The sequence below is a fragment of the Mesorhizobium sp. M0998 genome, from assembly GCF_040318885.1.
Lineage (GTDB): Bacteria > Pseudomonadota > Alphaproteobacteria > Rhizobiales > Rhizobiaceae > Mesorhizobium.
Genome location: NZ_JAMYND010000001.1, coordinates 300,404 through 320,771 on the forward strand (window position 1 = coordinate 300,404; position 20,368 = coordinate 320,771).

The 20,368-nt window shown below is 57.7% G+C and carries 13 protein-coding genes; 7 read left to right on the forward strand and 6 right to left on the reverse strand.

Translation table 11 applies throughout. The annotated features are described in order from the left end of the window. Positions 1-14 precede the first annotated feature (14 nt). Positions 15-737 (reverse strand): nucleotidyltransferase family protein, encoded by a 723-nt coding sequence (locus tag NKH59_RS01520; RefSeq protein WP_023675619.1) that lies wholly within the window; start codon positions 735-737, stop codon positions 15-17. A gap of 511 nt (positions 738-1,248) precedes the next feature. Here NKH59_RS01520 and NKH59_RS01525 point away from each other — a divergent pair. Further along, the gene (locus NKH59_RS01525; RefSeq protein ID WP_023675618.1) at positions 1,249-1,926 is read left to right on the forward strand and encodes a LuxR C-terminal-related transcriptional regulator; all 678 of its coding nucleotides are present in this window, start codon (positions 1,249-1,251) and stop codon (positions 1,924-1,926) included. Between the two features lie 183 nt (positions 1,927-2,109). Here NKH59_RS01525 and NKH59_RS01530 read toward each other — a convergent pair whose 3' ends face one another. After that, complete coding sequence (locus NKH59_RS01530; RefSeq protein ID WP_353020669.1) at positions 2,110-3,777, reverse strand: PAS domain S-box protein; 1,668 nt, start codon at positions 3,775-3,777, stop codon at positions 2,110-2,112. Positions 3,778-4,135: 358 nt separating this feature from the next. On the opposite strand from NKH59_RS01530, the gene NKH59_RS01535 reads away from it, so the two are divergent. From NKH59_RS01535 to NKH59_RS01555, 5 genes are all read left to right on the forward strand, one after another. Next, a complete protein-coding gene (locus NKH59_RS01535; RefSeq protein ID WP_352817192.1) occupies positions 4,136-4,846 on the forward strand; it encodes a helix-turn-helix transcriptional regulator in 711 nt (236 codons plus the stop codon). 279 nt (positions 4,847-5,125) lie between these two features. Further along, positions 5,126-6,229: an NAD-dependent epimerase gene (locus NKH59_RS01540; RefSeq protein WP_352541735.1), complete on the forward strand. Its 1,104-nt coding sequence runs from the start codon at positions 5,126-5,128 to the stop codon at positions 6,227-6,229. A 460-nt stretch (positions 6,230-6,689) separates the two neighbouring features. Continuing rightward, on the forward strand, positions 6,690-7,940 hold the full coding sequence (locus NKH59_RS01545) for an oligosaccharide flippase family protein (RefSeq protein ID WP_352472465.1): 1,251 nt from the start codon (positions 6,690-6,692) through the stop codon (positions 7,938-7,940). Continuing rightward, the gene (locus NKH59_RS01550; protein WP_352472464.1) at positions 7,937-8,986 is read left to right on the forward strand and encodes a glycosyltransferase family 2 protein; all 1,050 of its coding nucleotides are present in this window, start codon (positions 7,937-7,939) and stop codon (positions 8,984-8,986) included. Before NKH59_RS01545 ends, NKH59_RS01550 begins: the two co-directional genes overlap by 4 nt. A gap of 100 nt (positions 8,987-9,086) precedes the next feature. After that, entirely contained in the window at positions 9,087-10,136 is a 1,050-nt protein-coding gene (locus NKH59_RS01555) for a class I SAM-dependent methyltransferase (RefSeq protein ID WP_352472463.1), read from the forward strand. Positions 10,137-10,431: 295 nt separating this feature from the next. Here the strand turns inward: NKH59_RS01555 and NKH59_RS01560 are convergent, their stop codons facing one another. From NKH59_RS01560 to NKH59_RS01575, 4 genes are read right to left on the reverse strand one after another with little or no spacing between them, the layout of a single operon-like run. Next, positions 10,432-12,648, reverse strand: a complete 2,217-nt coding sequence (locus NKH59_RS01560; RefSeq protein ID WP_353020672.1) for a GumC family protein — start codon at positions 12,646-12,648, stop codon at positions 10,432-10,434. Position 12,649: 1 nt separating this feature from the next. Next, positions 12,650-14,644, reverse strand: a complete 1,995-nt coding sequence (asnB, locus tag NKH59_RS01565; protein WP_352817368.1) for an asparagine synthase (glutamine-hydrolyzing) — start codon at positions 14,642-14,644, stop codon at positions 12,650-12,652. Positions 14,645-14,648: 4 nt separating this feature from the next. Continuing rightward, positions 14,649-15,905 carry an O-antigen ligase family protein gene (locus tag NKH59_RS01570; RefSeq protein WP_352472460.1) on the reverse strand — a complete coding sequence of 419 codons (1,257 nt, stop codon included), beginning with the start codon at positions 15,903-15,905 and terminating at the stop codon, positions 14,649-14,651. Continuing rightward, positions 15,902-17,122 carry a glycosyltransferase gene (locus tag NKH59_RS01575; RefSeq protein ID WP_352501390.1) on the reverse strand — a complete coding sequence of 407 codons (1,221 nt, stop codon included), beginning with the start codon at positions 17,120-17,122 and terminating at the stop codon, positions 15,902-15,904. The genes NKH59_RS01570 and NKH59_RS01575 overlap by 4 nt, the downstream gene beginning before the upstream one ends. A gap of 942 nt (positions 17,123-18,064) precedes the next feature. Here NKH59_RS01575 and NKH59_RS01580 point away from each other — a divergent pair. Continuing rightward, the gene (locus NKH59_RS01580; protein WP_352817183.1) at positions 18,065-19,999 is read left to right on the forward strand and encodes a calcium-binding protein; all 1,935 of its coding nucleotides are present in this window, start codon (positions 18,065-18,067) and stop codon (positions 19,997-19,999) included. Positions 20,000-20,368 lie beyond the last annotated feature (369 nt).

Sequence of the window (20,368 nt, forward strand, 5' to 3'; positions counted from 1 at the left end):
TGACTTCATCATCATCATGCAGCCGTCGCAGTGACCTCGATCGAGGCCGACTGGTCTTCCCAGGAAATGGTCTGTGCGTTCTGAAAATCGTCGACGCGCCCGATATCGAGCCAGAGACCCTCATGCTTGTACACGTGCACGGTTGTGCCGTTCTGCATCATCTGCAGCATCAGGTCGTCGAACCCAAAGGGTATGCCGGATGGGATAAACTGCAGAACATCCGGGTTCATGCAGTAAATTCCCATGCTGACCAGATGCGAAAGCGTCGGCTTCTCGCGAAAGACCTGCACGGTATTGTCGACTTCGTCGATGACGCCGAAATCCATCTTGATCAGGCGACAGGCTGTTGCGATTGTCACTGGATCGGTGTGCTTACGGTGCGCTGCTACAAATCGACTGAGGCTTAGATCCGTGAGGACATCGCCATTGAGAACGATGAATGGCTCCGTCAGTTCATCCCTGATCAAAGACAGTGGCCCGATGGTGCCAAGCGGCTCCATCTCCTGCGTATATCGAATTTTCAGGTTCCACTGCGAGCCATCTCCACACACGGTGCGGATCAAGTGGCCGAGATACCCGGTTGTAATATAAACTTCCTGAATGCCGTTGCGTCGCAACCATTTCAGAAGCATCTCGAGAACCGGCCGTGCGCCGATCGGCATGAGCGGCTTCGGCAAGACCGAAGTGAAGGGGCGGAGGCGTGTTCCCATTCCTCCACATTGAATAACCGCTTTCATCCTGGTCCTCCCTTGTTCATTCGGCCTGAACGCCATCGTCACGGGCCGGCTATCCTGCCCTGGTCAGCACCCGGGAAACGCGTTCTTGTCCCCTCAGAAGAACCGGTGAGATTTCCCGTAGAAGACCGGTGAGATTACTCCACTGTCCCCTGATCCGGACATTGCATCTGGATGGTATGTGGCCGTCAGGGTGGATGTCGTCGTGCATTCGAATGGTAACAATTCAGCCGTTTTGCTGTTCTATATCTTTAGGCCTATAGCACTGCTGAACGACCGGCCGGTCTGTCAGCTGTCCAAAAGGTCAGAACGTATGTTCGACGACGTTCGGCGGGTTTCGCTCACAAGGGGCAAAAAAAGAGGAGCGTTTCCCGTCATTTAAGATTATATTAGAAATCTGGCGTTTGCGGTGTTGGGGGTGCCGCAGCGTCGGCTGGATGAATCGACGAGTGGATGGCCACGATTTTCAGGCCATTACCGTTCAATCCATTCAGATAGGCGTTGGGGTAGTTCAATGTATCGAATCGTCATCGCCGACGATCACGGCTTGTATCGTCGCGGCTTGCGATTGGCACTGACCGCAGGCATTCCAGGTGTGGAGATCTTTGAAGCGTCCTGTTTCGACGCGGTGCTCAGTTTGCTGGCGGAGCAGTCGTTCGTGGATCTTGCGATCCTGGATCTGAATATGCCGGGCCTGTTCAATCAAGAAGTGCTCGGCGGGATCCTGTCTGCCTATCCGGACACGCGATTTGCGATCGTTTCCGGAAACGATTCACGCTCGGAAATACTCACAGCTCTGTCGATCGGGCTTCACGGCTACATCGTAAAATCGCAGACGGACGAAGAGGTTGTTTTGGCCGTCAATGAAATCCTCTCCGGCCGCATCTATGTTCCTGCACTTCTGTCACGCCCGGGAGCGACGCAAACAACCCACGCGCATACCCATTCCGACGACAAAGGCCCACAGAGGCGTACCGCTGGCGTCAACCTTGGCAGGCTGACTTCGAGGCAAAAGGAAGTCCTCAAGCTGATGGCGGAAGGCTATTCAAACAAGGAAATTGCGCGCGATCTGGAAATCGCGGAGGCGACCACGAAAATCCACGCTGCTGCGGTTCTGCGTGAATTGGGGGTACGCAATCGGACCGAGGCTGCCGTTATGCTGAAGACTTGGCTTTCGAGACATGCCAGCTAGAGCGCCGCGCGTCCTTTTGGACGTGCAAACGGCGTCGCAAGACTCCTCATGCATTTTACTGCATATCCCAAAGCCGCGGCGCAGCTTTGGGCCGACGACATTCTTGGAAGGAACCCTGCGCATCTCAAAGGCCGCTCAGCGCGACCCGCCTTTAGATATCTGCTTTCCGATTGGAGCACTGCACTACAATCCGATTTCCTTGCGTGACAGCCGCAGCGAATACCGTAACCCTTGGTCCGATATTTCCAGCCTGGGAGAGTGACCGACAAGCGGCGCTCCATCCACTCCGATTATCATGGAACCGAAGCCATGACGGACTACGCTCGAGGTCCGCCGCCGCCCCGATTCCACCCACTCGAACCCGATCTCGCTGCCTGTGTCTTCAGGTGCGAACGTCCAGCTTACGTCGATCCGGCCTTTTGGATCGCCAAGCGCTCCATACTTCATGGAATTGGTGGCAAGCTCGTGAACGATCATCGCAAAACTCTCGGCGGCGCCTCCCGACATCGTCACGGAAGGACCGCCGACCGATATGGCGCGTGTTCCCATATATGGTTGCAATTCTTGAGCAACGAGATCGTTTAGCGTCCCCGATACGCTGCCGTTGCGTGAAAGAAGCAGATGGGTTGCCTCAAGCGCGCGTATCCGGTCGATCAGCATTTCCTTGTATTTGGCAACATTGTTTCCAGGAGCATCGACCATTTTCACGAGCGCAGTGATCACCGCGAAAACGTTGCCGAACCTGTGGCGTTGTTCGAGCATAATGCGCTCCCGCTTCTTTGCCGCGGCGCGCAGCAGCGTGGTTTGTCGTCTCTCGCTCAGGTCGGCGGCCACTCCAAGCCGCTGTCCACCATCATCATGTCTTTCCTCCCTTCCGCGCAGCGCAACCCAGCGGATATGTCCGTCCGGTCGGCGGACGCGTATCTCGACATCGTAATTCGTGACCGATGGTGCGGCCTTTCTCGATGCCGCCAGCTTCGGCCAGTCCGCCGGATGAACGACAGCTGACAGCTCCTCCAAACTGCGGCTATTGGCCTGGGCCAGGCCGAGAATGTCCCAGAACGTGTCCGAGCCCGTGACTATCCCGTCTTTAAGGTCTATGCGCCACGTGGCCAAGCGTCCAGCAGACAGAGCGAGGTCCAGCCATTCCTTCTGGGCCCGAAGCGCTTCGTGAACAGCGCGTCGTTCCGAAATATCGTCGACCACCACGAAGATGCTCTCCGAGAGGCCACCCTCGGGCACGGACGAAGAAAGCGTTAGCCTGGCCCAGAATGCCGTACCGTCCTTTCGTGACAGACGCACCTCCGAAACGAACGAAGAAATGTCATTGCCCAGCCTCGCCAGCAATTGCGCCAAGGTATCCCGGTCGTTCGGATGGGCGAGCGTATCAAGCTGTAATTGGGCAAGCTCCTCCTCCCTGTACCCGGTCATCTCACAAAGGCGTCTGTTGGACTGCAGCAACTCACCTTTCTTGTTGGTGTTCGCGAATCCCATGGCAGCACGTTCGAAGGCCCAACGATAGCGGCTTTCGGTCGCCTCGACGGCAGCGAGCCTGGCCTCCGCGACTTCCAGCAACTCACGCAAGTCCTGCCGCAGACGATGGAAGGTCATGGCAATCACGCCACCCGAAACCAGAAGCAGGATTGCGCGTGCCCAGTCTCCACTTGAAATCTGATCGTGTCCTCGTGCCCACAGCCCGACAGCAACCATCAGAATGGTCGCAGCGAGCGCAGGTACGCGGTCTTCGAGATAAGCGATAATAATAATAGCCGGAATAAATTCCAGAAAACTTGCGCCTTGCCCAATATAGGCTGACGATTTTATTTCAAATATCAGTGTGGCAGCTAACACCGATGCAGACGCAATATGAGTTAGCAATCTGCCCGACGGGTTCGAATTCGACCTGCGCGACTGCGAGCTCATGGACACAGACTACAACCTTCTGACTAGCCCGTCGAGACTAGAGCAAAAAACGTACAGCTTAGTACCACTGCCGGATTGCCATACCGCTATCATAGCGCGCATTTTATCGGACGCAGCGGGGCCTAAGAGCTGCCTTAGAACTGTCGGATCATATTAAGTTTTCAAGGTGATGATGAACGTATTATCCGTCAGCGCATAGAAGACTATAATCCAGCTACACATAGAAGACTACATGAATCCCGAATACTTATTTCGGGCGTGTGAAACTTTGGGTTAGGGGTAGAAAATGAATCTGATCGATAGACAGGTCGATGCTTCTTCGAACAATCGGTATATTGTTACGAGGACCAAGTATGATTTTGAAGCGCGGAATACGCGGCCCTCTTCTGGTCACGTTCCCGATCGCGCATCGGATCCATTGGGCGCAAGGTTCGGCGAACCAAAAGGCCGCAGTCTGGAATCCATAACCGGCGTGCTTGATCGCATTGGCTGTGGCTATCTCGTGTTGAATCGCGAAAGAAAAGTAGTCGAGTGGAACGCAGCCGCCCAAACCACGCTTGAGCGCCAGGGCGAAGCGGCCGACACGGCGAGCGGACTTACGGCCGCCCTAAGGCGGCTGATCGCGAATGTTCCGGGCCAATTCCTGCCGGGCTCATTGTCTTGGGTGGTGATCCGCAGCAGGGGCGACCGACCGGTGATACTGAACGAGAACGGCGTTATCGCTCCCGACGGAACAAGCATTGTGGCGCTGCTGGATCGCGACAACAGGTCGGGGCCAAATCCTCGGACGCTGCAAAGAATGTTTGGCTTGACGAGCGCAGAAACGCACCTCGCCTTGCGCTTGGCCCAGGGCGACGCACCTTTGGAGATCGCTCGCAGCTGGCGTCTCAGCCGCACCACGATCCGTTCCCAGCTTGCCTCGCTGTTCGCCAAGACCGAAACAAAACGCCAGGCGGAACTGGTGGCCCTTCTTGGGCGTATTTCGGTCCTGCCGTAAGGGCCGCGCAGTTGTTGGGGTCTAGTTGGCGGCATCCACATGCGACGGGGCTTGGTCGACCGGTGCTGGAGGCCGTTCCAACCTAGCTTGGCAGGTCACGTTGCGCAGCGCGTGGCCGGCGCCTGCTCACCTGTGCCGACGCCGACGCCCCGGCACATAACATCCCGGCACAATTGGCCGGGATCTCGGAATAGGCAATTCGACACTGTCGAGTGACGTCGAAGGGGCAAAAAATTGGATCATGATTTAAACGGTGGTTCCGTTCTTTCTGCGGAAAATATGGAAACCGCCCGATCCCGGTCAGACCGCGCCGTGAAGGAACTCGTCCCGATAGGACCGATCGTCGTCACCGGTGCTGCAGGCTTCATTGGTTTTCACGTCGCCTTGCGGCTTTTGCGTCTGGGTGTCGAAGTCATCGGCGTCGACAATTTCACCCCCTACTACGATCCACGACTCAAGGAAGCGCGGTTTGCACGTCTCTGTGCCGAGCCGGGCTTCACTTCGATGCGAATTGATCTGGCGGATGCCGCCCGCGTTCAGTTGCTGTTCTCAGAATTTCGCCCCTCACACTTTGTCCATCTCGCGGCTCAGGCCGGCGTGCGTCATTCACTTGCTGACCCGCATTGCTATGTGCAATCGAACATAGTGGCGTTTCTCAACGTCCTTGAGGGCTGCCGGCACTTCGGCGTTAGTCATCTCGTCTACGCTTCGTCGAGCTCCGTCTACGGCTCAAATCGAACCACACCGTTTTCTGAGCATCACGGCGCAGACCATCCTGTCAGTCTGTACGCCGCAACCAAGCGTTCAAACGAATTCATGGCGCATTCATACAGTCATTTATTCTGCTTGCCCGTGACCGGACTGCGCTTCTTCACCGTTTATGGCCCCTGGGGCAGGCCCGACATGGCAGTCTACATGTTCACGCGTTTGATTATCGAGGGGAAACCAATCGAAGTAGCCAATGCCGGCCGCGTGTGGCGAGACTTCACCTATATCGACGACGTCGCTGAGGGGGTGGTTCGAGCACTCGCTGCACCGCCGCGACCCGACCCGGGTTGGGATTTTCTTACCGCAGATCCCGCCACAAGTTCTGCACCGTACCGCGTCTATAATATTGGCAACGACCGGCCGGAGGAGATTAACCGGCTGATTTCGCTCATCGAGACCGCCCTTGGCTGCCGGGCGATTCGCGTGGAAGTGCCTCTACCACCGGGCGACGTTCTGGAGACTCGCGCCGACGTGAGTGATCTTCGTAACGCTGTCGGCTTCGCCCCGGCGACAACGCTCGAGGACGGAGTGCAACGCTTTGTCGAATGGTACCGGGACTTTCATGGAACGAACATCGCAGCCAGCACACAGCAACAAACGTTAATGCATGTGTAAGCCCACCGTGTAATCCGCGCCTTGTCGGAGCGACGAATCCACGCGTCGGCCATCCTTGTCGCGGCTGCTGGTCTGGTCAAAAGATCCAGTTGGTACCGCATAACGTGACGACGACATTCCCGAGCATCGATGCCCGCGCGATCCCCGCAGAAATCAGTTCATCGCGGGCAAGTCCAACGAGCGGTCTCAATTTCAGAGCTGCAGTTGTGCCCCGCCCGGAGCACAAAGAATTCGCTACATCGCCGCTCCGCCGAACGATGTCATTCAGATGGATGATGGTGACGTTCAGGCCCCATCGTAAGCTCCGGTCAACCGCATTTTGCCTCCTCGGAATCGCGAGCTCATGTCCCAAAGCTACTTTCTGAGATCCAGGACGGTTCCTACGGTCGAGAAAATAATCACCCGTGTTCCTCCAAGCCCGATCGGCAGTATTCTGCGCGCGGCAGGAGGCGTTTCGGCCATGGCGATTGCCGGTCAGTTGACTCTCGTCGCCGCTATTCCCGTTTTGGCCCGGCTCTATTCCCCGGCAGATTTCGGGATCTTCACGATTTATCTTTCGATCGTAAACATCCTCGGCGCGATCGCAGCACTGCGTTTCGAGGCCTCTCTCTATGGTGTCAAGGACAATGCGCGGGCGTATGTGACTGTTAAGCTCATTCTCCTGGCTGTGTCGGTGACGAGTGTCCTCGCCTTTGCGGCAGGACTGCTGTGGGCGAGCATCGCTCCAGCGCGGGTCGGCCACCTCGCCTGGCTCGTTCCACTTGGGATGGCGGGCGCAGGTCTCGTCGAAGCCATGAACTGCTGGAGCCTGCGCGCAGGCCTGCTACGAGACTTCGCCCTCGGCCGGCTGATCTTGCCGGCGACCATGGCCCTGCTGCAATTGATTTTTGGGCTCGCCCATTTCGGAGGTGAGTCGATGGTACATGCCCATATCCTGAGCCAATTCATTTTTATCGGACTCCTCGGCTCTCGGATTCTGAGCTGGAAGGACTTACACGGCGTCGCCCGAGCGCCGTGGCGTACCGTCTTTGCCGTCGCCAGGCGAGAATACAAGTTTCCGTTATTTGACATTCCCTCAGCTCTCGCGAGTTTCGCCATTATCAATCTTCCCGCAATACTTGTTGGTTCGCTGTTTGGCGCCGCTTTTGCGGGTTACCTGGGAGTGGCAGCGCGGCTGGTGACTGCGCCGGTCACGCTGATCGCCACCCCGCTCAGCAATGTTTTTGTCTCCGAGGCGAACAAAAACAGTGATCGCAGACATCTGCTCGGCACCGCACGCGGCCTCTTGATGCTTTCAGCCTGCCTCACTGCATTGCCAATATTGGCGCTTGGCCTGGCTGCGCCATATATTGTCGTCCCCCTGCTGGGCCCGCCCTGGGTTCCCGCCGCAGACATTATGACCGCGCTGGCGTTCATGGGGGCTGCGCAGGCGTTGGCGACGCCGCTTCAAGATGTCCCAGCTCTCCTGCGCCGGCAGGAGCTACGGCTTCTCGTCGACGGCGCGCGGACGGCGCTGGTGTTTGGTCCGCTTCTTGCCGGTGCTGAGGCAGGTTGGGAACCACTCAAGGTCATTTATCTGATGGCGGCCGGCGGCGGCGTCGGGTTTGCACTGAAAACGGCGGCCTCTCTGTATATTTTGAGCCATGCCATTAAACCAGCGGGAGCTGCCATACCAAAACAAGGTCATCATCTCGAGGGAAAAGCACCATGAAACAATCGCAGCTTGATCAGCTCCAAACGACCGCTGTGGTTGACCAACATCATCGCGCTGATGCTTCGCGACTGCGCCCTTTCATTTCAGTTGCAATCCCAACCTTTCGCCGACCGGACACGATCCGCCGGGCAATGGATAGCATTCTGAGTCAGAATTTTTCCAGTTGGGAGTTGGTCGTCAGCGACGACGAGGGCCGGGACGGACCGACCTGGGCAATCGTGGCCGAGTATGCGCGGACCGAGCCTCGCATCCGAATTGTCGAAAACTGCCGGGGCCGCGGTCAGGTAGAGAATACCAACAATGCCATGCTCGCTTGCGCCGGAAAATGGATCAAGCTGCTCCATGACGATGACTGGCTCGCCCCGGGCGCACTCAAGACCTTTGCCGAGGTTTCCACCAAGCATCCCTCAGCTGCATTCATGACCTGTGCAGCCAATATAATTGAGGACGATCGGATGAAATTCCGATTGCCACCGCAGGGGCGGCAACGAATTTCCGTCTACTCAAGCCAGCAATGCCTGACGGACCTCTATCTGGTCCGCACGACGCGGAGCCTTGGGATCATCCCATCGACGCTTTTGATCAACCGCGACGTCATTCACGCGGGTTGCCTGATGCGCGCCCATAATTCAATCCCAGCTGGAGTCGACCAGCTGTTCTTTGTCGATCTGGCCTGCCACGGAGACATGGTCGCGATAAACGATGGCTTGATCTTCTACGACGCGACGAACCACCCGAGCATCACTACAACCAAGAGTTTCGATGAGGTCGATCAGGTAACGCTTGCCGTCAAAGAGCTTAACTGGAACCTCATCGAGGATCGTAAACATCTTCCCTGCCCTGAGACTCTGTTACGGGCGCTGCGGGTTGCTCGTCTTCCCAGCAGATTCCACCAGCAACCCTGGCGGGCGACGATCCGAGATGCGATGCAAATTCTTCGCCCGTCAGTTATGAAAATAGCGAGCCAGCACATTCTTACTTACGTGTTCGCGATCCGCCCGAGACTGGGTCGATTGCGTAGCCTGAGACGATTTAGCTTCTGAGCATGGCGGCATCGTCGAGCGCGACGGCGGGCGGGCTGGGGCGCATCATATACCGTCGAAGGCGGCTTTCCTTCCGGTCTGGCCTTTAGGGGTAAGCGAGATGACCATTTGTCCGGCGTGTGCCAGTGTATCAACCGCGAAATTGTTCGAAGTGACAGCAGATGAGGCCTCTCGACATTTCATCAATCCGCGTCAGGACCCCGATCGCTCTCGAAAATTAACAAGCCACCTGTCGGATCTCTGGGGCAGCAACACATGCGATATCCGCAAATGCGCAGATTGCGGATTCGGTTTTGCAGATCCCTTCGTCGCTGGCGGCGTTGAATTTTATAACTTAGCCTGGGCGTACCCTTCCTATCCGACCATGAAATGGGAATATTCAAGGACTATCGAAGAGCTCGCGGGCCTGAAGACTGGCGGAAAAACTGCCCTCGAAGTGGGGTCTGGGTTCGGATATTTTCTCGATCGCATCAAGAATAAATTCTTCCATGTTTCCGACATCTCTGCGGTCGACTACAACGAAACGGCGAGGTCTGTACTGGCGTCGAAAGGCTTTAAGACCTATTCAGGCGATTTTCGGATGGACAGCTTCGATTCTATGAAAGAGTCCTTCGACTTTATTTTCATGTTTCAAGTCTTCGAGCATATGGACCAAGTGGACGACGTTTTTGCTCGATTGAAATATCTTTTGAAGGCGCAAGGATCTGCCTTTATCGCCGTGCCAAATGAAAACAGAACTTACTACATGGAGTCCCATGGCTCGCTCATAGACATGCCACCAAACCACATCGGCCGATGGACGAAAGAAGCCTTCGATGCCATATGTCAGCGGCACGGCTTGCAATTGAGCAAGTGCGAGCGGGAGCCGTTCAATCTCGCCAAATTCCTGAAACAAGACATCGTCCACAGCTTTTTCCGAAAGGGAGAGAAACCAGGTAGCGTGAGTGAGTTCGTGCGCGCCCTGCCGCGAAGCAAAGCGCAACGGATTGCGCAAGGTTTGACTGCCCTTGCGATTTCACCATCGCGGTTGCCGGCATGGGCATACGCGGTCAGGAATGCATCGACGATGGGGGGGAGCGCACTCTGGGCAAAGATCGACAAAGTCTCGTCACCTGCGCTACGGATTCATCGCCAAGCCAAGCAGCGATGAGCGGGTCCGCGTGAAGGGTGATTTCGACACCACTAGGCGCGCGGTGAATGCCAAGCAGACGAAGGACGGCGTCAGGCGCGTTGCCTCAGATGGGGTCCGGAATTCATGAATGCCCGTCCGGCGGCTCCTGGCCGTAGGTTCCGTTGTGACACTTCGGACCCACGCTCCGGATGGATCTCTCCGCGACAACCCCAGCTACTGCCGGATGGCCCGCGCCCAGCAGCCGATCGGCGCAGCGCCTAGCGCGGTGATTTTCAACCAAGCGGGAAGTGCGCAACAACAAGAGCCGCGCTCGTCATGTCCTCTCCAGCAAGAGGTCAGCGCTGTCCCCGAACCGGTAACCAGCGTGCTTCCTGAGATTAACCTTCGTGAGAACGCTTGCGACGGGGACCGAAGCTGGTGCATCGCCCGCAAGCAGGTCCAGAACGCCTCGCGCGATGCTGCGTCGCGTTTTCGCCCAGCGAACGGCGAAAAGAACCACGTCACCCCAGCCTGTCAGGAGCCTGGCCTCTGGTCCCTCAAGCCCCAGCGGTCCATTTATGATGACGACCCGATAGATCGAGTGCAGTTCATCTTTGAAAGGGGAGCCGTCGACACTGGACAGCAAGGGCAGCAGATCCTCCGACGGTGCGAGCGCCATGAAGTCGATCCCGATCGCCGACATTCCTGCTATCGCATCGTGCAGTGCACAACGGTCACTCACATAGTCTCCGAAAAAATTGTGCGGCTTACGTGCGCTGAATTCCTTCACAAACTCGCCCGTAAGGCGGTGGTCCGTGCGGTCCAGATCAATGAAGAGTACTCGCCCTCCAAGTCTGGTGGCCGCCAAGGCCATGCTCCATGCGAGCTCGGTCTTGCCATCATCCTCACCGCAGGATGTTATCAAGATTATGTTCGAGTAATCCCTTGCCTGTTGGGGCGCCGCGGCGACAAGCAGGGACGTCACGGCGCGGCTGTATCTGCACCCCTGCTGGCCTGAAACCAGCTGCTGCAGTCGCTTCGCGTGCGTTGTGGGAGCCTGGGGTATTAGCCCGAGGCACGGAACCTTGAGCGCTGCTTCAGCTTCGGCCTCTCCGCGCAAAGTGCGATCGAAGCGTTGGCGGACAAGTATGAAAATCCCTCCAATCAGGCCAAACACGACCATGCCAGGCGGAATAAGAAAAATTGGCGAAAGAGTCGTTGGATTGGTAGGGGGCCACGCCGCTGAGAGAAGCCTGACTCCGGGGGATGGACTTGCAATACGCCGCATCAAGTCCTGTTGCCGGGTCAAAAGGTCGTTGTAGCGCTGCGTCAGGATGCTGACCTGCGGCTCGAGAGCACGCAGTCCGGAAAGCCGGCCGGCTGTATCGGCCACAACCGCATCTAGGACATCCTTACGCTTTTGCAGCGCCGCAATCTGGGAGCGATAGATGTTTGCCTCAGCGGCGACGCGGGCGATTTCTTGTTCGATCTCACGATCGATCGCATTTGTGACATTCTCATCTGCCGTGCCGTTGGCCTGGCCTGCCAAGAGATCGGCCAGCAAGGGTGATCCGATGGCTTCGGCTACCGAGGCAACGGGCGCGCCCCCCTTTCGCAAGTCCTGAATGTGTTGGAGTCGGGATTCCGTTGCGGAGAGGTCCGCTTTCGACAAGGAAATTTGCTGAGTGAGTTCGGCTGTCTCCTTGGCAGCATTGTCCGCCGCACCTTGATCGACCGCGCCATGGCTCAACCGATATCTCTCCAGACGATCGGTCGCTTCTGCCAGACTGCTTTGTATAGTCGGCAGCCCGGAGACTATCGAGTCGAGTTCCAGCCTGTCCGACGCTTGGCCTTTCCTTGCCAGATCGCCAATATACACTTCGACGAACGTGTTGGCGATCAGAGCGGCTCGCGCCGGATCGTGATCGGTGAAGCCGACACTGATAACTCTCGATCGCAGCTCCTGGCCGATCCTCATACCTTCACGCAGCACCTTGAGTTCAGCCGCATCTGGCGCCGCCGGCGTGCTTCGCGGCCAAATTTTGGCCAGCAAATCGGCTGGAACCGAGCGCAAATTCAGCGGCTCGACGCCAACAGGCTTCGGAGGATGGTTTCCGGTTCGAGCACCAGCCTGTTTAGCACCATTGGCAGCATCCGTTTTGCGCAGCGCTGCCACTACGCTTCGCAGGTGGCTTTGCGATGAGAGCATGGTGATATGGTCGTCAATGCTGGAATCCAGCTGATCCTGAGCAGAGATCAAGCCGCCGGCAGGGGCTGCTCTACTAGGTGCGTCGACGATTACCTGCGTGGTGGCCTCGTATAGGGCAGGCCGTGCAAGCCCTCCAAGCGCGGCCAAGACACCGCCTGCGACGACCATGGCCAGGAGGAACCACTTTTTTCTTGAGAGGGTAACGAGGAGCTGATGGAGCGGGGTTTGCGTGTCCATCTGCTCACGTAACGGCCGTTTCATGCGCGGAGTGATTTCGCGCGCAGGCAAGTGCATTTCGGTAACGTGCGGAAGGTGGATGCGGCTAACTATGGACCCTTCCATCTTAATCTCCTGTAAGTTCGGGCACGCGAGAACCCGTTGCTGGCGGCGATGGCCGCCTTGCCTCGTTGTGCCAGGCCTGGAACATCAAAGCCGGCCACAATTCGCGAGAATGGTCGTGCCTGCCATCGACGTGACCGCGCCAGCACGCATCCACCTTCGCAAGGTCGAAAATTCCGTCTCCGGAGATGCGCATATCGGCGACAAGATCGTTTGCCCAACTGAGCAGCGGGCCCCTCAGCCAGACTGCTATAGGAACATCGAAACCTTGCTTTGGCCGCTCGATCAGTCGCTGCGGAACGTACCGGCGCAACAGCTGACGAAGGATCCACTTACCTTTGCCATTACGAACCTTGGTATTCGTCGGCAGGCGCCAGGCGAATTCGACAACCCGATGATCGAGTAGCGGGCACCGCCCCTCGAGGCTGTTGGCCATGCTGGCGCGGTCCAGCTTCACCAATATATCGCCGGGCAGGTAGCCGTCCATATCGTCATACAAAAGACGGGACAGCAGCCCATCAAGCCGGTGCTCGACGTGGATTGATGAGGGGGGCTGGTGCAGGCTGAGGTTCTCGGTCGACGATCTCGTCAGTCGCCGAAACAACTCGTCCTCATCGGCTGCAGCGAGTAGCTGAGCGAGGCGATCCAGCCGGTCGCCCCGCAGCGCATGCCGTGCACCCTCCGAAAGCGGCAGCTTCCCGACGAGATCGTGACGGGCTGCACGGGCCAGTAACCCAGTGCCTGCCGCGAGCGCCCGACGCAGTGCCGACGGCAGAGTATGCTGTCGTCGCAGGCGGGCAGCCATGAAGTGGCGGGCGTAGCCGGCGAAGCATTCGTCGCCACCGTCACCCGACAGAGCCACCGTAACGTGCCGGCGGGCGAGCCGCGCCACCAGCAGAGTTGGTATCTGCGATTCGTCAGCGAAAGGCTCGTCCCAGATCTGCGGCAATTCTGGAATGACTTCGCGCGCTACGGCAGCCGAAAGGTGGAGTTCGGTATGGTCGGTGCCCAGATGCCGCGCGACTTCCGCCGCGTGGGGAGCCTCATCGAACCCGCCCTCTCCGAAAGCGATCGTGAACGTGCGCACCGGCTTGTCCGATTGAGCCTGCATCAGGGCTACAACCGTCGAGCTGTCTATTCCGCCCGACAGGAAGGCCCCGAGCGGAACGTCAGCGATCATGCGCTCCCGAACGGCAAGTCGAAGCAGGCCATCCAGTTCAGTGGTAAGTTCTTCGTCACTGCCGACGACCTGCTCCGCCCGCCCTTTGGCGGCGGTTTCGGCTAGCGACCACCAGTATCGAATACGATGCGCTAGCGAGGCGGCACTTCGCGACGCGGCGAAGTCAGCTGCCGTCACCGACAGGACCGAACCCGGCGGTAATTTGAACACGCCTCGCCAGATGCAGCTGTCATCCGGTACCCATCCGTTCGAAAGCATCGCCGCGGCCGCATTGATATCGAGCTCCTGACAAAAACCTGGAAAACGGGTGATCGCCTTCAACTCAGAGGCAAAAACAAGCGCATCACGTGTTGAGGCGACATAAAGCGGCTTTTTGCCCATTCGGTCGCGGGCGAGATGGAGCGTCCTCGTCTTCAGATCCCATAGTCCTAGCGCGAACATGCCGGCGAAGCGTGTGAGTGCTTTTTCGAGGCCCCAATTCTCAATAGCGGCAAGCATGACCTCGGTATCGCTGGTGCCCCTGAAATGACGACCTGTACTTTCCAGTTCGCAGCGCAGATCGCGGAAATTGTATATTTCGCCGTTAAACGTAATGACGTATCTGCCGCTTTCGGAATGCATTGGCTGGCAGCCCGCCTCCGACAGATCAACAATGGCCAAACGCCTGTGACCGAAGGCAAGCCCGGCTTCGCTACGTATCCAGAATGCCTCGCCATCCGGTCCGCGGTGACGAAGCGCGGCCGTCATTTGCTCTATTGCCTTGAGCGGCTTCGTGTCGGCTGAATCGGGAGCAAGAAGAATTCCGGCAATACCACACATGCCATTAACCCGGATTGTTGGAGATTGCAGAAACTGCTTTCGGAGCACCGGCGACAAGGCAGATGGTCAGCGCAAACCACACGATCGGGTGACGGATGATCAGGTGCGGCATTCCGAAAATAGCGATTGACACCACGAGCGCTAACAGCGCGTCGAGCTTCGCACGCCATACCGACACGATGGCGGCGCTGACGATCCAGACCAGCGCCAGAACCGCAATAAGTCCACCTTGAGTGTACAGGTCGAGGATCGTGTTGTGAGCCTCGAAGGGTCGTTCCAGAAATTGCGATTCGAACACTGATGGGCGCTCGAGATGCGGACCTGGACCAAGGCCCAACGACCCGGATTCCGCGCCCTTCTCTATTGCTTCGTCCCAGAGATGCACGCGGAGTGCGGCGGTTTCGGCAGTGGCCTCGCCGCCCTTGTCCTTGGTCAGGCCCTTGGCGAAGTTTTCGAGGACGCTCGCCTCCGTCACGGCGTAGGGGGTTATCGCGATCGCCAACGGAAGGATACCGACGAGCAACAGGAGGACGGCTTGCCGTGAAAAGCTGCCCCTGTTGCCACCGGTCTTGAGCCATGTCCTGATCCGCAGCCCGAGGAACGTCAGGCAGGTCAGGATACTGGTATACAAATAGGTATCGCTCTTTGTCAGCCTCCCGACATAGAAGGTTAGGAACAAGCTGGCGATCCCAAGAAACCTGCCCCATCGATTGCTGGTGGTGGTCGCAAGATGCAAGGCTAGCGGGCCAAAGATTGCGCAGTAGAGCGCGAGCTGATTTGGATTGTGCGACCAGCCGCGAAAGCGGTCCCAGTACCAGGGATCGACGCCAGCTCGGGGGATCCAGCCCCAGCCCTGTCCCAGCTGAATGGCAAGGGCCATATTCGCGATACCCACGACCCACCAGCCAGTACGACGGAGATGGCGGTCGGCGTCGGGTTCTGCAGCGGCAAGGCAGGTGACGCTGACCAACAGCAGGTAGGCCATCGTATCGTGCATCAGGCCCGTCAGGTATAGAACTGTGGTCAGATAGCCGACAACGGTGCCGACCCCCAGAGCCAGCGCCATGATCGTCCAGTAACTTGCAAGGAGTGTCAGCGCCGGCCTGGTCTCCAGGCGACCGCCGGCAAGGACGCGCGCGATCGACAGCATGATCCAAAGCACGAGGAACAGTTCGCCAATCCCCAAGGGCGACCCGGGAATGTCGAGTTGCTCCGCATAGGTCGTTGCGAGCCCGCAGGCCAGGATCGCGTCCCGGATCATCGGCGCACATCCAATCTACCGCTGACAGCATCGTCTCTAATTAAGATCGGATACGCCGGTCGGGCGAGGCCACCGTGGGATTTGGCGCCAAGGATATTTTCGTACAGATCGCAATACTGAGCGACCACCCGCGGCAGCGCGAACTGCTCACGGACGAGTTCGACAGAACGACCGCCCATGATTTTTCCGTGACTGCGGTCGGACAGGATGTCGACTATCCGAGATGCAAGGCCATCGGCGTCGTAAGGTTGGACTAGGTAGCCGTTCCATCCATCCTCGACCACCTCATTGCAGCCGGGCATCTTTGAGGCGACCATGGGCAATCCCGCCAGCCCTGCCTCGAGCAGGACGCGCGGGATTCCTTCTCGATATTGTGTGGGGAAGGCGAACACGTCGGCCATGCCAAGAAGGGCTGGAACATCGCGTCGTGGGCCTAGCGCGATGATATGAGGAGCGTGTCTATCGATTTCCGACTTGTCGACTGCAAATGGACCTTCGGACTCCCAAGGGCCGACAAGCACGAAACGCGCATTAGGCCTTTTAGAAAGGACGCGGGGGACTGCTTGGAGCAGCGTCGGGATGCCCTTCTGGCGGGTTAGCCGGCCCACAAAAATTACGATCTCTGCTGACTGGAGCCCGAGTTCCTGGCGCATTTTCGCCGCCGGCGGAGCAAGATGCCTCGCCATAGCGAACGCATCGACATCAATGCCAGAACTGCGGATCACTCTTCCGCTGCCAGGTTCAATCAATCGAAAGCGCTTGAAGAAAGCCTCATCGTCCCGATTCTGAAATACCGTCGCTGCCGTCCAGAAGGAGGCAAGCCATTGTAGTCCGCAAAAAATTGGACGTAAGGCCAGAGCCCGCGGTTCCAACGATGAAAATGTCCAGCCCAGGCCGTTGATCGTGCGCACGACCGGGACCGTTCCGCGCACCGAAATGGGTGTCAGCAGGTTAGGCTTGGTATCGAAGCTTTGGACGATGTCAGGCCGGAGTTCCGCAAGCAATTTCCGAATCGCTCTTACAGCGGTCCACTCGCCAGTGCCGCTGGCAAATCGGTCGAAACCGTAGCGGCGATGCGGAATGCCATGCCGCAAAAACGCAGCCTCATCGCCGGTTGAAACTGCCGTGACCCGGAAGCCGCTTTCGCGCAGCGACATTAGGAACGGAATTCTCAGGGCGTGATCTTCGCCTCCCACACAAACGAGATGCGGATTCATCTCGAAGCTCCCGTCCGTGCGCCGTGTTCCGGTCGCGTGAAGTAACTGCCTTTCGCATCTGCTTTCATGGGTTTGCTTCGTTACTTCTGTGCGCGTGAAAGGATACGGTAGGAGGAGGCTTGCATACTGTCCTCGTCTGTTTGAATGAGGCAAACTGCATAGGGATCACGCCCTTACGGGAATCGCGAACCGCCTCGACGGCATCTAGTGGTGCATAGGAACGGGTACGCGGATGAATTGCGCCTCGAACTCTAGGGGTTCGGCCAAGCCGGACTTGCAACTGATAAGGCAACCGAAGAAAGCGCTTCCCACAGTCGTGCGTTGTACGGCTGCTCTACGCTGGGCGCATCGGATTCCTAAGCTCCCGGTCCGGGTTCGCGCCTCAGTTTGTCCCGCTTGTGCTACCAGGCATGATAGTCGGCCCCCTCAGCCACAACTCCTGGCGCAACCTGCCTCCTTGCGATCAGCGGATAAGCCGATTCGACCGTACCGATGCCGGCAACCTGATCTGCCGACCGATTTCACGCGACGAACGCGGGGACGCCTACGAATTATCCACAACTAATTGGTTGCGGGAGTGAGACTGTGGAGGGGTCTGGCTCTTAGGCGAACGTCTGTCTGATCACTCAATGCGCGGGTGAACAGTTAGATACAAACATAATTCAAAAGTTTATTTCAGAGAAATGCAAGGTATAATTTAGATATTAAACTATATGTCTTTCAATTAAGCCAGATAGTCCGGATAAAACTACGGCCCCTAGCGAGGTAATATTCCTTGTCCTTTATTTATTATGTCCATGGAGGTTACTCCTTCCGTGCAGCATTCCTATTGGCGATCAACCATTCTATCAGAGCCTGCATGTATGTGATTTGGCGCTAATATACACCCTCTAGTAGGCAGACATCCGCGGGGCGCTATCGAATCAAAATGAGGGATTATGGATGGCAACTCTGCACTATGCATCGGGTGGTTCTGCCACCGAAATCGCAACCGCCGGCTTCAATCTAGCTGACGTTCAGTATGTTTCGCTGGTCGACGCATTGCCGGATGGCATGAAAGGCCTGGTCTATCTCAATGAGCATGAGGGCGTAACTTCATCCTTCATCGAGAAAATGACCCCCTTCCTCGGCAATCCGAATGTGTTTGGATTCTATCTGGTTGACGAGCCCGATCCCACGGGCAGGTGGGGCACCTATGCAACCGCCGAGAACCTGAAGGCGGAATCCGACTGGATCCATGAGCATTTTCCAGGCGCCAAGACCTTCATCACCATGATGAACATGGGATCCCCGACCAATCCGGATTTTACCAACACCTACAATCCCGCCAACACGCATATCGACTATTTTGGAATAGACCCCTATCCGGTGCGCACGGGAACGGACACGGTCGACTACGACATGATCGACCGAGCCGTGGCTGCAGCGGTGAAGTCGGGCATCCCGATCAGCAACATCGTTCCGGTCTATCAGGCCTTCGGTGGCGGCAATTGGGAGACTTCCGACGGCGGCAGACAGGTCATGCCCACCGCCGAACAGATGCAAATCATGATCGATCATTGGGCCAAGCTGGTTCCGTCACCTGCCTTCGACTACACCTACAAGTGGGGAACGCAGAACGGCGACACCGCATTAGAGAGTTCTCCGGAATTACAAGCCGTTTTCCGGGAGCACAACCTCGCAACGACTGGGACCGAACCGCCTCCCGTCGACACAAGCGACACCTTGTATGGCACCAGCGGCGACGATGTGTTCCACGGCGCCGGCGGCCACACGATGATCGGCTATGGCGGCAATGACACCTATTATGTCGATGACATCCGCGACAAGGAGATCGAGGCTGCGGGCGGCGGTACCGACAAAGCATTCGCCTCCGTAAGTCATGCGCTTGCGGCCGGATCGGAAATCGAGCTTCTCGCCACCAGCAATCCGTCCGGCACGACGGCAATCCACCTCGCGGGCAACGAATTCGGCCAAATCATCCAGGGCAATGCCGGATTCAATATCATCAATGGCGGCGGTGGCGCCGACACGATGGCTGGCTATGGCGGCCCCGATACCTACTATGTCGACAATGCCGGCGACAGGGTAATTGAGGCGGTGGGTGGCGGCGCCGACAGGGTGGTCACTTCGGTGAGCCATACGCTTTCAGCAGGCTCGGAGATTGAGATTCTTGCCACCAACAACCCGTCCGGGACGACGGCAATGAACCTCAGCGGCAACGAATTCGGCCAGACCATCCAGGGCAACGCCGGCGCCAACATCATCAATGGCGGCGGCGGCGCCGACAAGATGGTCGGCTATGGCGGCAACGACACCTTCTATGTCGACAACGCCGGCGACAAAGTCTACGAGGCAGTGGGCGGCGGCAGCGACAAAGTGCTCGCCTCGGTGAGCCATGCCCTTTTGGCCGGCTCGCAGATCGAGCTCCTCGCCACCACCAATCCGTCCAGTACGTCTGCAATCAACCTGACCGGCAACGCCTTTGCCCAGACCATCCAGGGCAACGCCGGCGCGAACATCATCAATGGTGGCGGCGGTGCTGACATCTTGACCGGTAACGGAGGCAATGATGCATTCGTGTTCAACAGCGCCCTTGGACCCGGCAATATCGACAAGGTCACCGACTTCAACAAGCTCCAGGACAAGATCCAGCTCGACGACGCCGTTTTTGCCGGGCTTAAGCTGGGTGGCCTTTCATCCGATGCTTTCTTTGCTGGCACGGCTGCGCATGATAGCTCCGACCATATCATCTACAACAGTTCAACAGGAGCGCTCTCTTTCGACAGCGACGGGATCGGTGGCGCAGCTCAAATACAGTTCGCCACTCTCTCTCCAGGTCTGTCGCTTACGGCAGGTTCGTTCCTTGTGATCTGAACGACCCGGAACGGCGGACCTTCAATTCGAGACGGTCCGCCGCTTTATCTTTGTTCAAGCACCGGATTTTTCCAAAGCGGGATGCCCATTTCTGGCTGATGCTCAACCTTCGTCACCCAGCGGGTTCGAGTTGTGTGCGTCAAGTTCAGCAAAATGGCGTGGCATTGCGGTGACGTCGGCGTGTCCGCCGCGCAGCCCCCGTGTTTAGCGGAGCGGCGGACACATGACGGTGCTCAGGCGGCCAAGGCCCTCAGGCTCTCCAGCTGGGAACCGCCCTACTCTCACCTTTTGGGCGGTTTCCTAAATTGATTTGATCTCGATCACGGAGATCTGCCGACCGATACCAGGTGACGAGCGCGCAGATGCCTA

What these genes read in the sequence shown, in the direction of transcription:
- NKH59_RS01520 (WP_023675619.1), bottom strand. Translation starts at nt 737, where the DNA reads ATGAAAGCGGTTATTCAATGTGGAGGAATGGGAACACGCCTCCGCCCC.
- NKH59_RS01525 (WP_023675618.1), top strand. Translation starts at nt 1,249, where the DNA reads ATGTATCGAATCGTCATCGCCGACGATCACGGCTTGTATCGTCGCGGC.
- NKH59_RS01535 (WP_352817192.1), top strand. Translation starts at nt 4,136, where the DNA reads ATGAATCTGATCGATAGACAGGTCGATGCTTCTTCGAACAATCGGTAT.
- NKH59_RS01540 (WP_352541735.1), top strand. Translation starts at nt 5,126, where the DNA reads ATGGAAACCGCCCGATCCCGGTCAGACCGCGCCGTGAAGGAACTCGTC.
- NKH59_RS01545 (WP_352472465.1), top strand. Translation starts at nt 6,690, where the DNA reads ATGGCGATTGCCGGTCAGTTGACTCTCGTCGCCGCTATTCCCGTTTTG.
- NKH59_RS01550 (WP_352472464.1), top strand. Translation starts at nt 7,937, where the DNA reads ATGAAACAATCGCAGCTTGATCAGCTCCAAACGACCGCTGTGGTTGAC.
- NKH59_RS01555 (WP_352472463.1), top strand. Translation starts at nt 9,087, where the DNA reads ATGACCATTTGTCCGGCGTGTGCCAGTGTATCAACCGCGAAATTGTTC.
- NKH59_RS01560 (WP_353020672.1), bottom strand. Translation starts at nt 12,648, where the DNA reads ATGGAAGGGTCCATAGTTAGCCGCATCCACCTTCCGCACGTTACCGAA.
- asnB (WP_352817368.1), bottom strand. Translation starts at nt 14,644, where the DNA reads ATGTGTGGTATTGCCGGAATTCTTCTTGCTCCCGATTCAGCCGACACG.
- NKH59_RS01570 (WP_352472460.1), bottom strand. Translation starts at nt 15,905, where the DNA reads ATGATCCGGGACGCGATCCTGGCCTGCGGGCTCGCAACGACCTATGCG.
- NKH59_RS01575 (WP_352501390.1), bottom strand. Translation starts at nt 17,122, where the DNA reads ATGAATCCGCATCTCGTTTGTGTGGGAGGCGAAGATCACGCCCTGAGA.
- NKH59_RS01580 (WP_352817183.1), top strand. Translation starts at nt 18,065, where the DNA reads ATGGCAACTCTGCACTATGCATCGGGTGGTTCTGCCACCGAAATCGCA.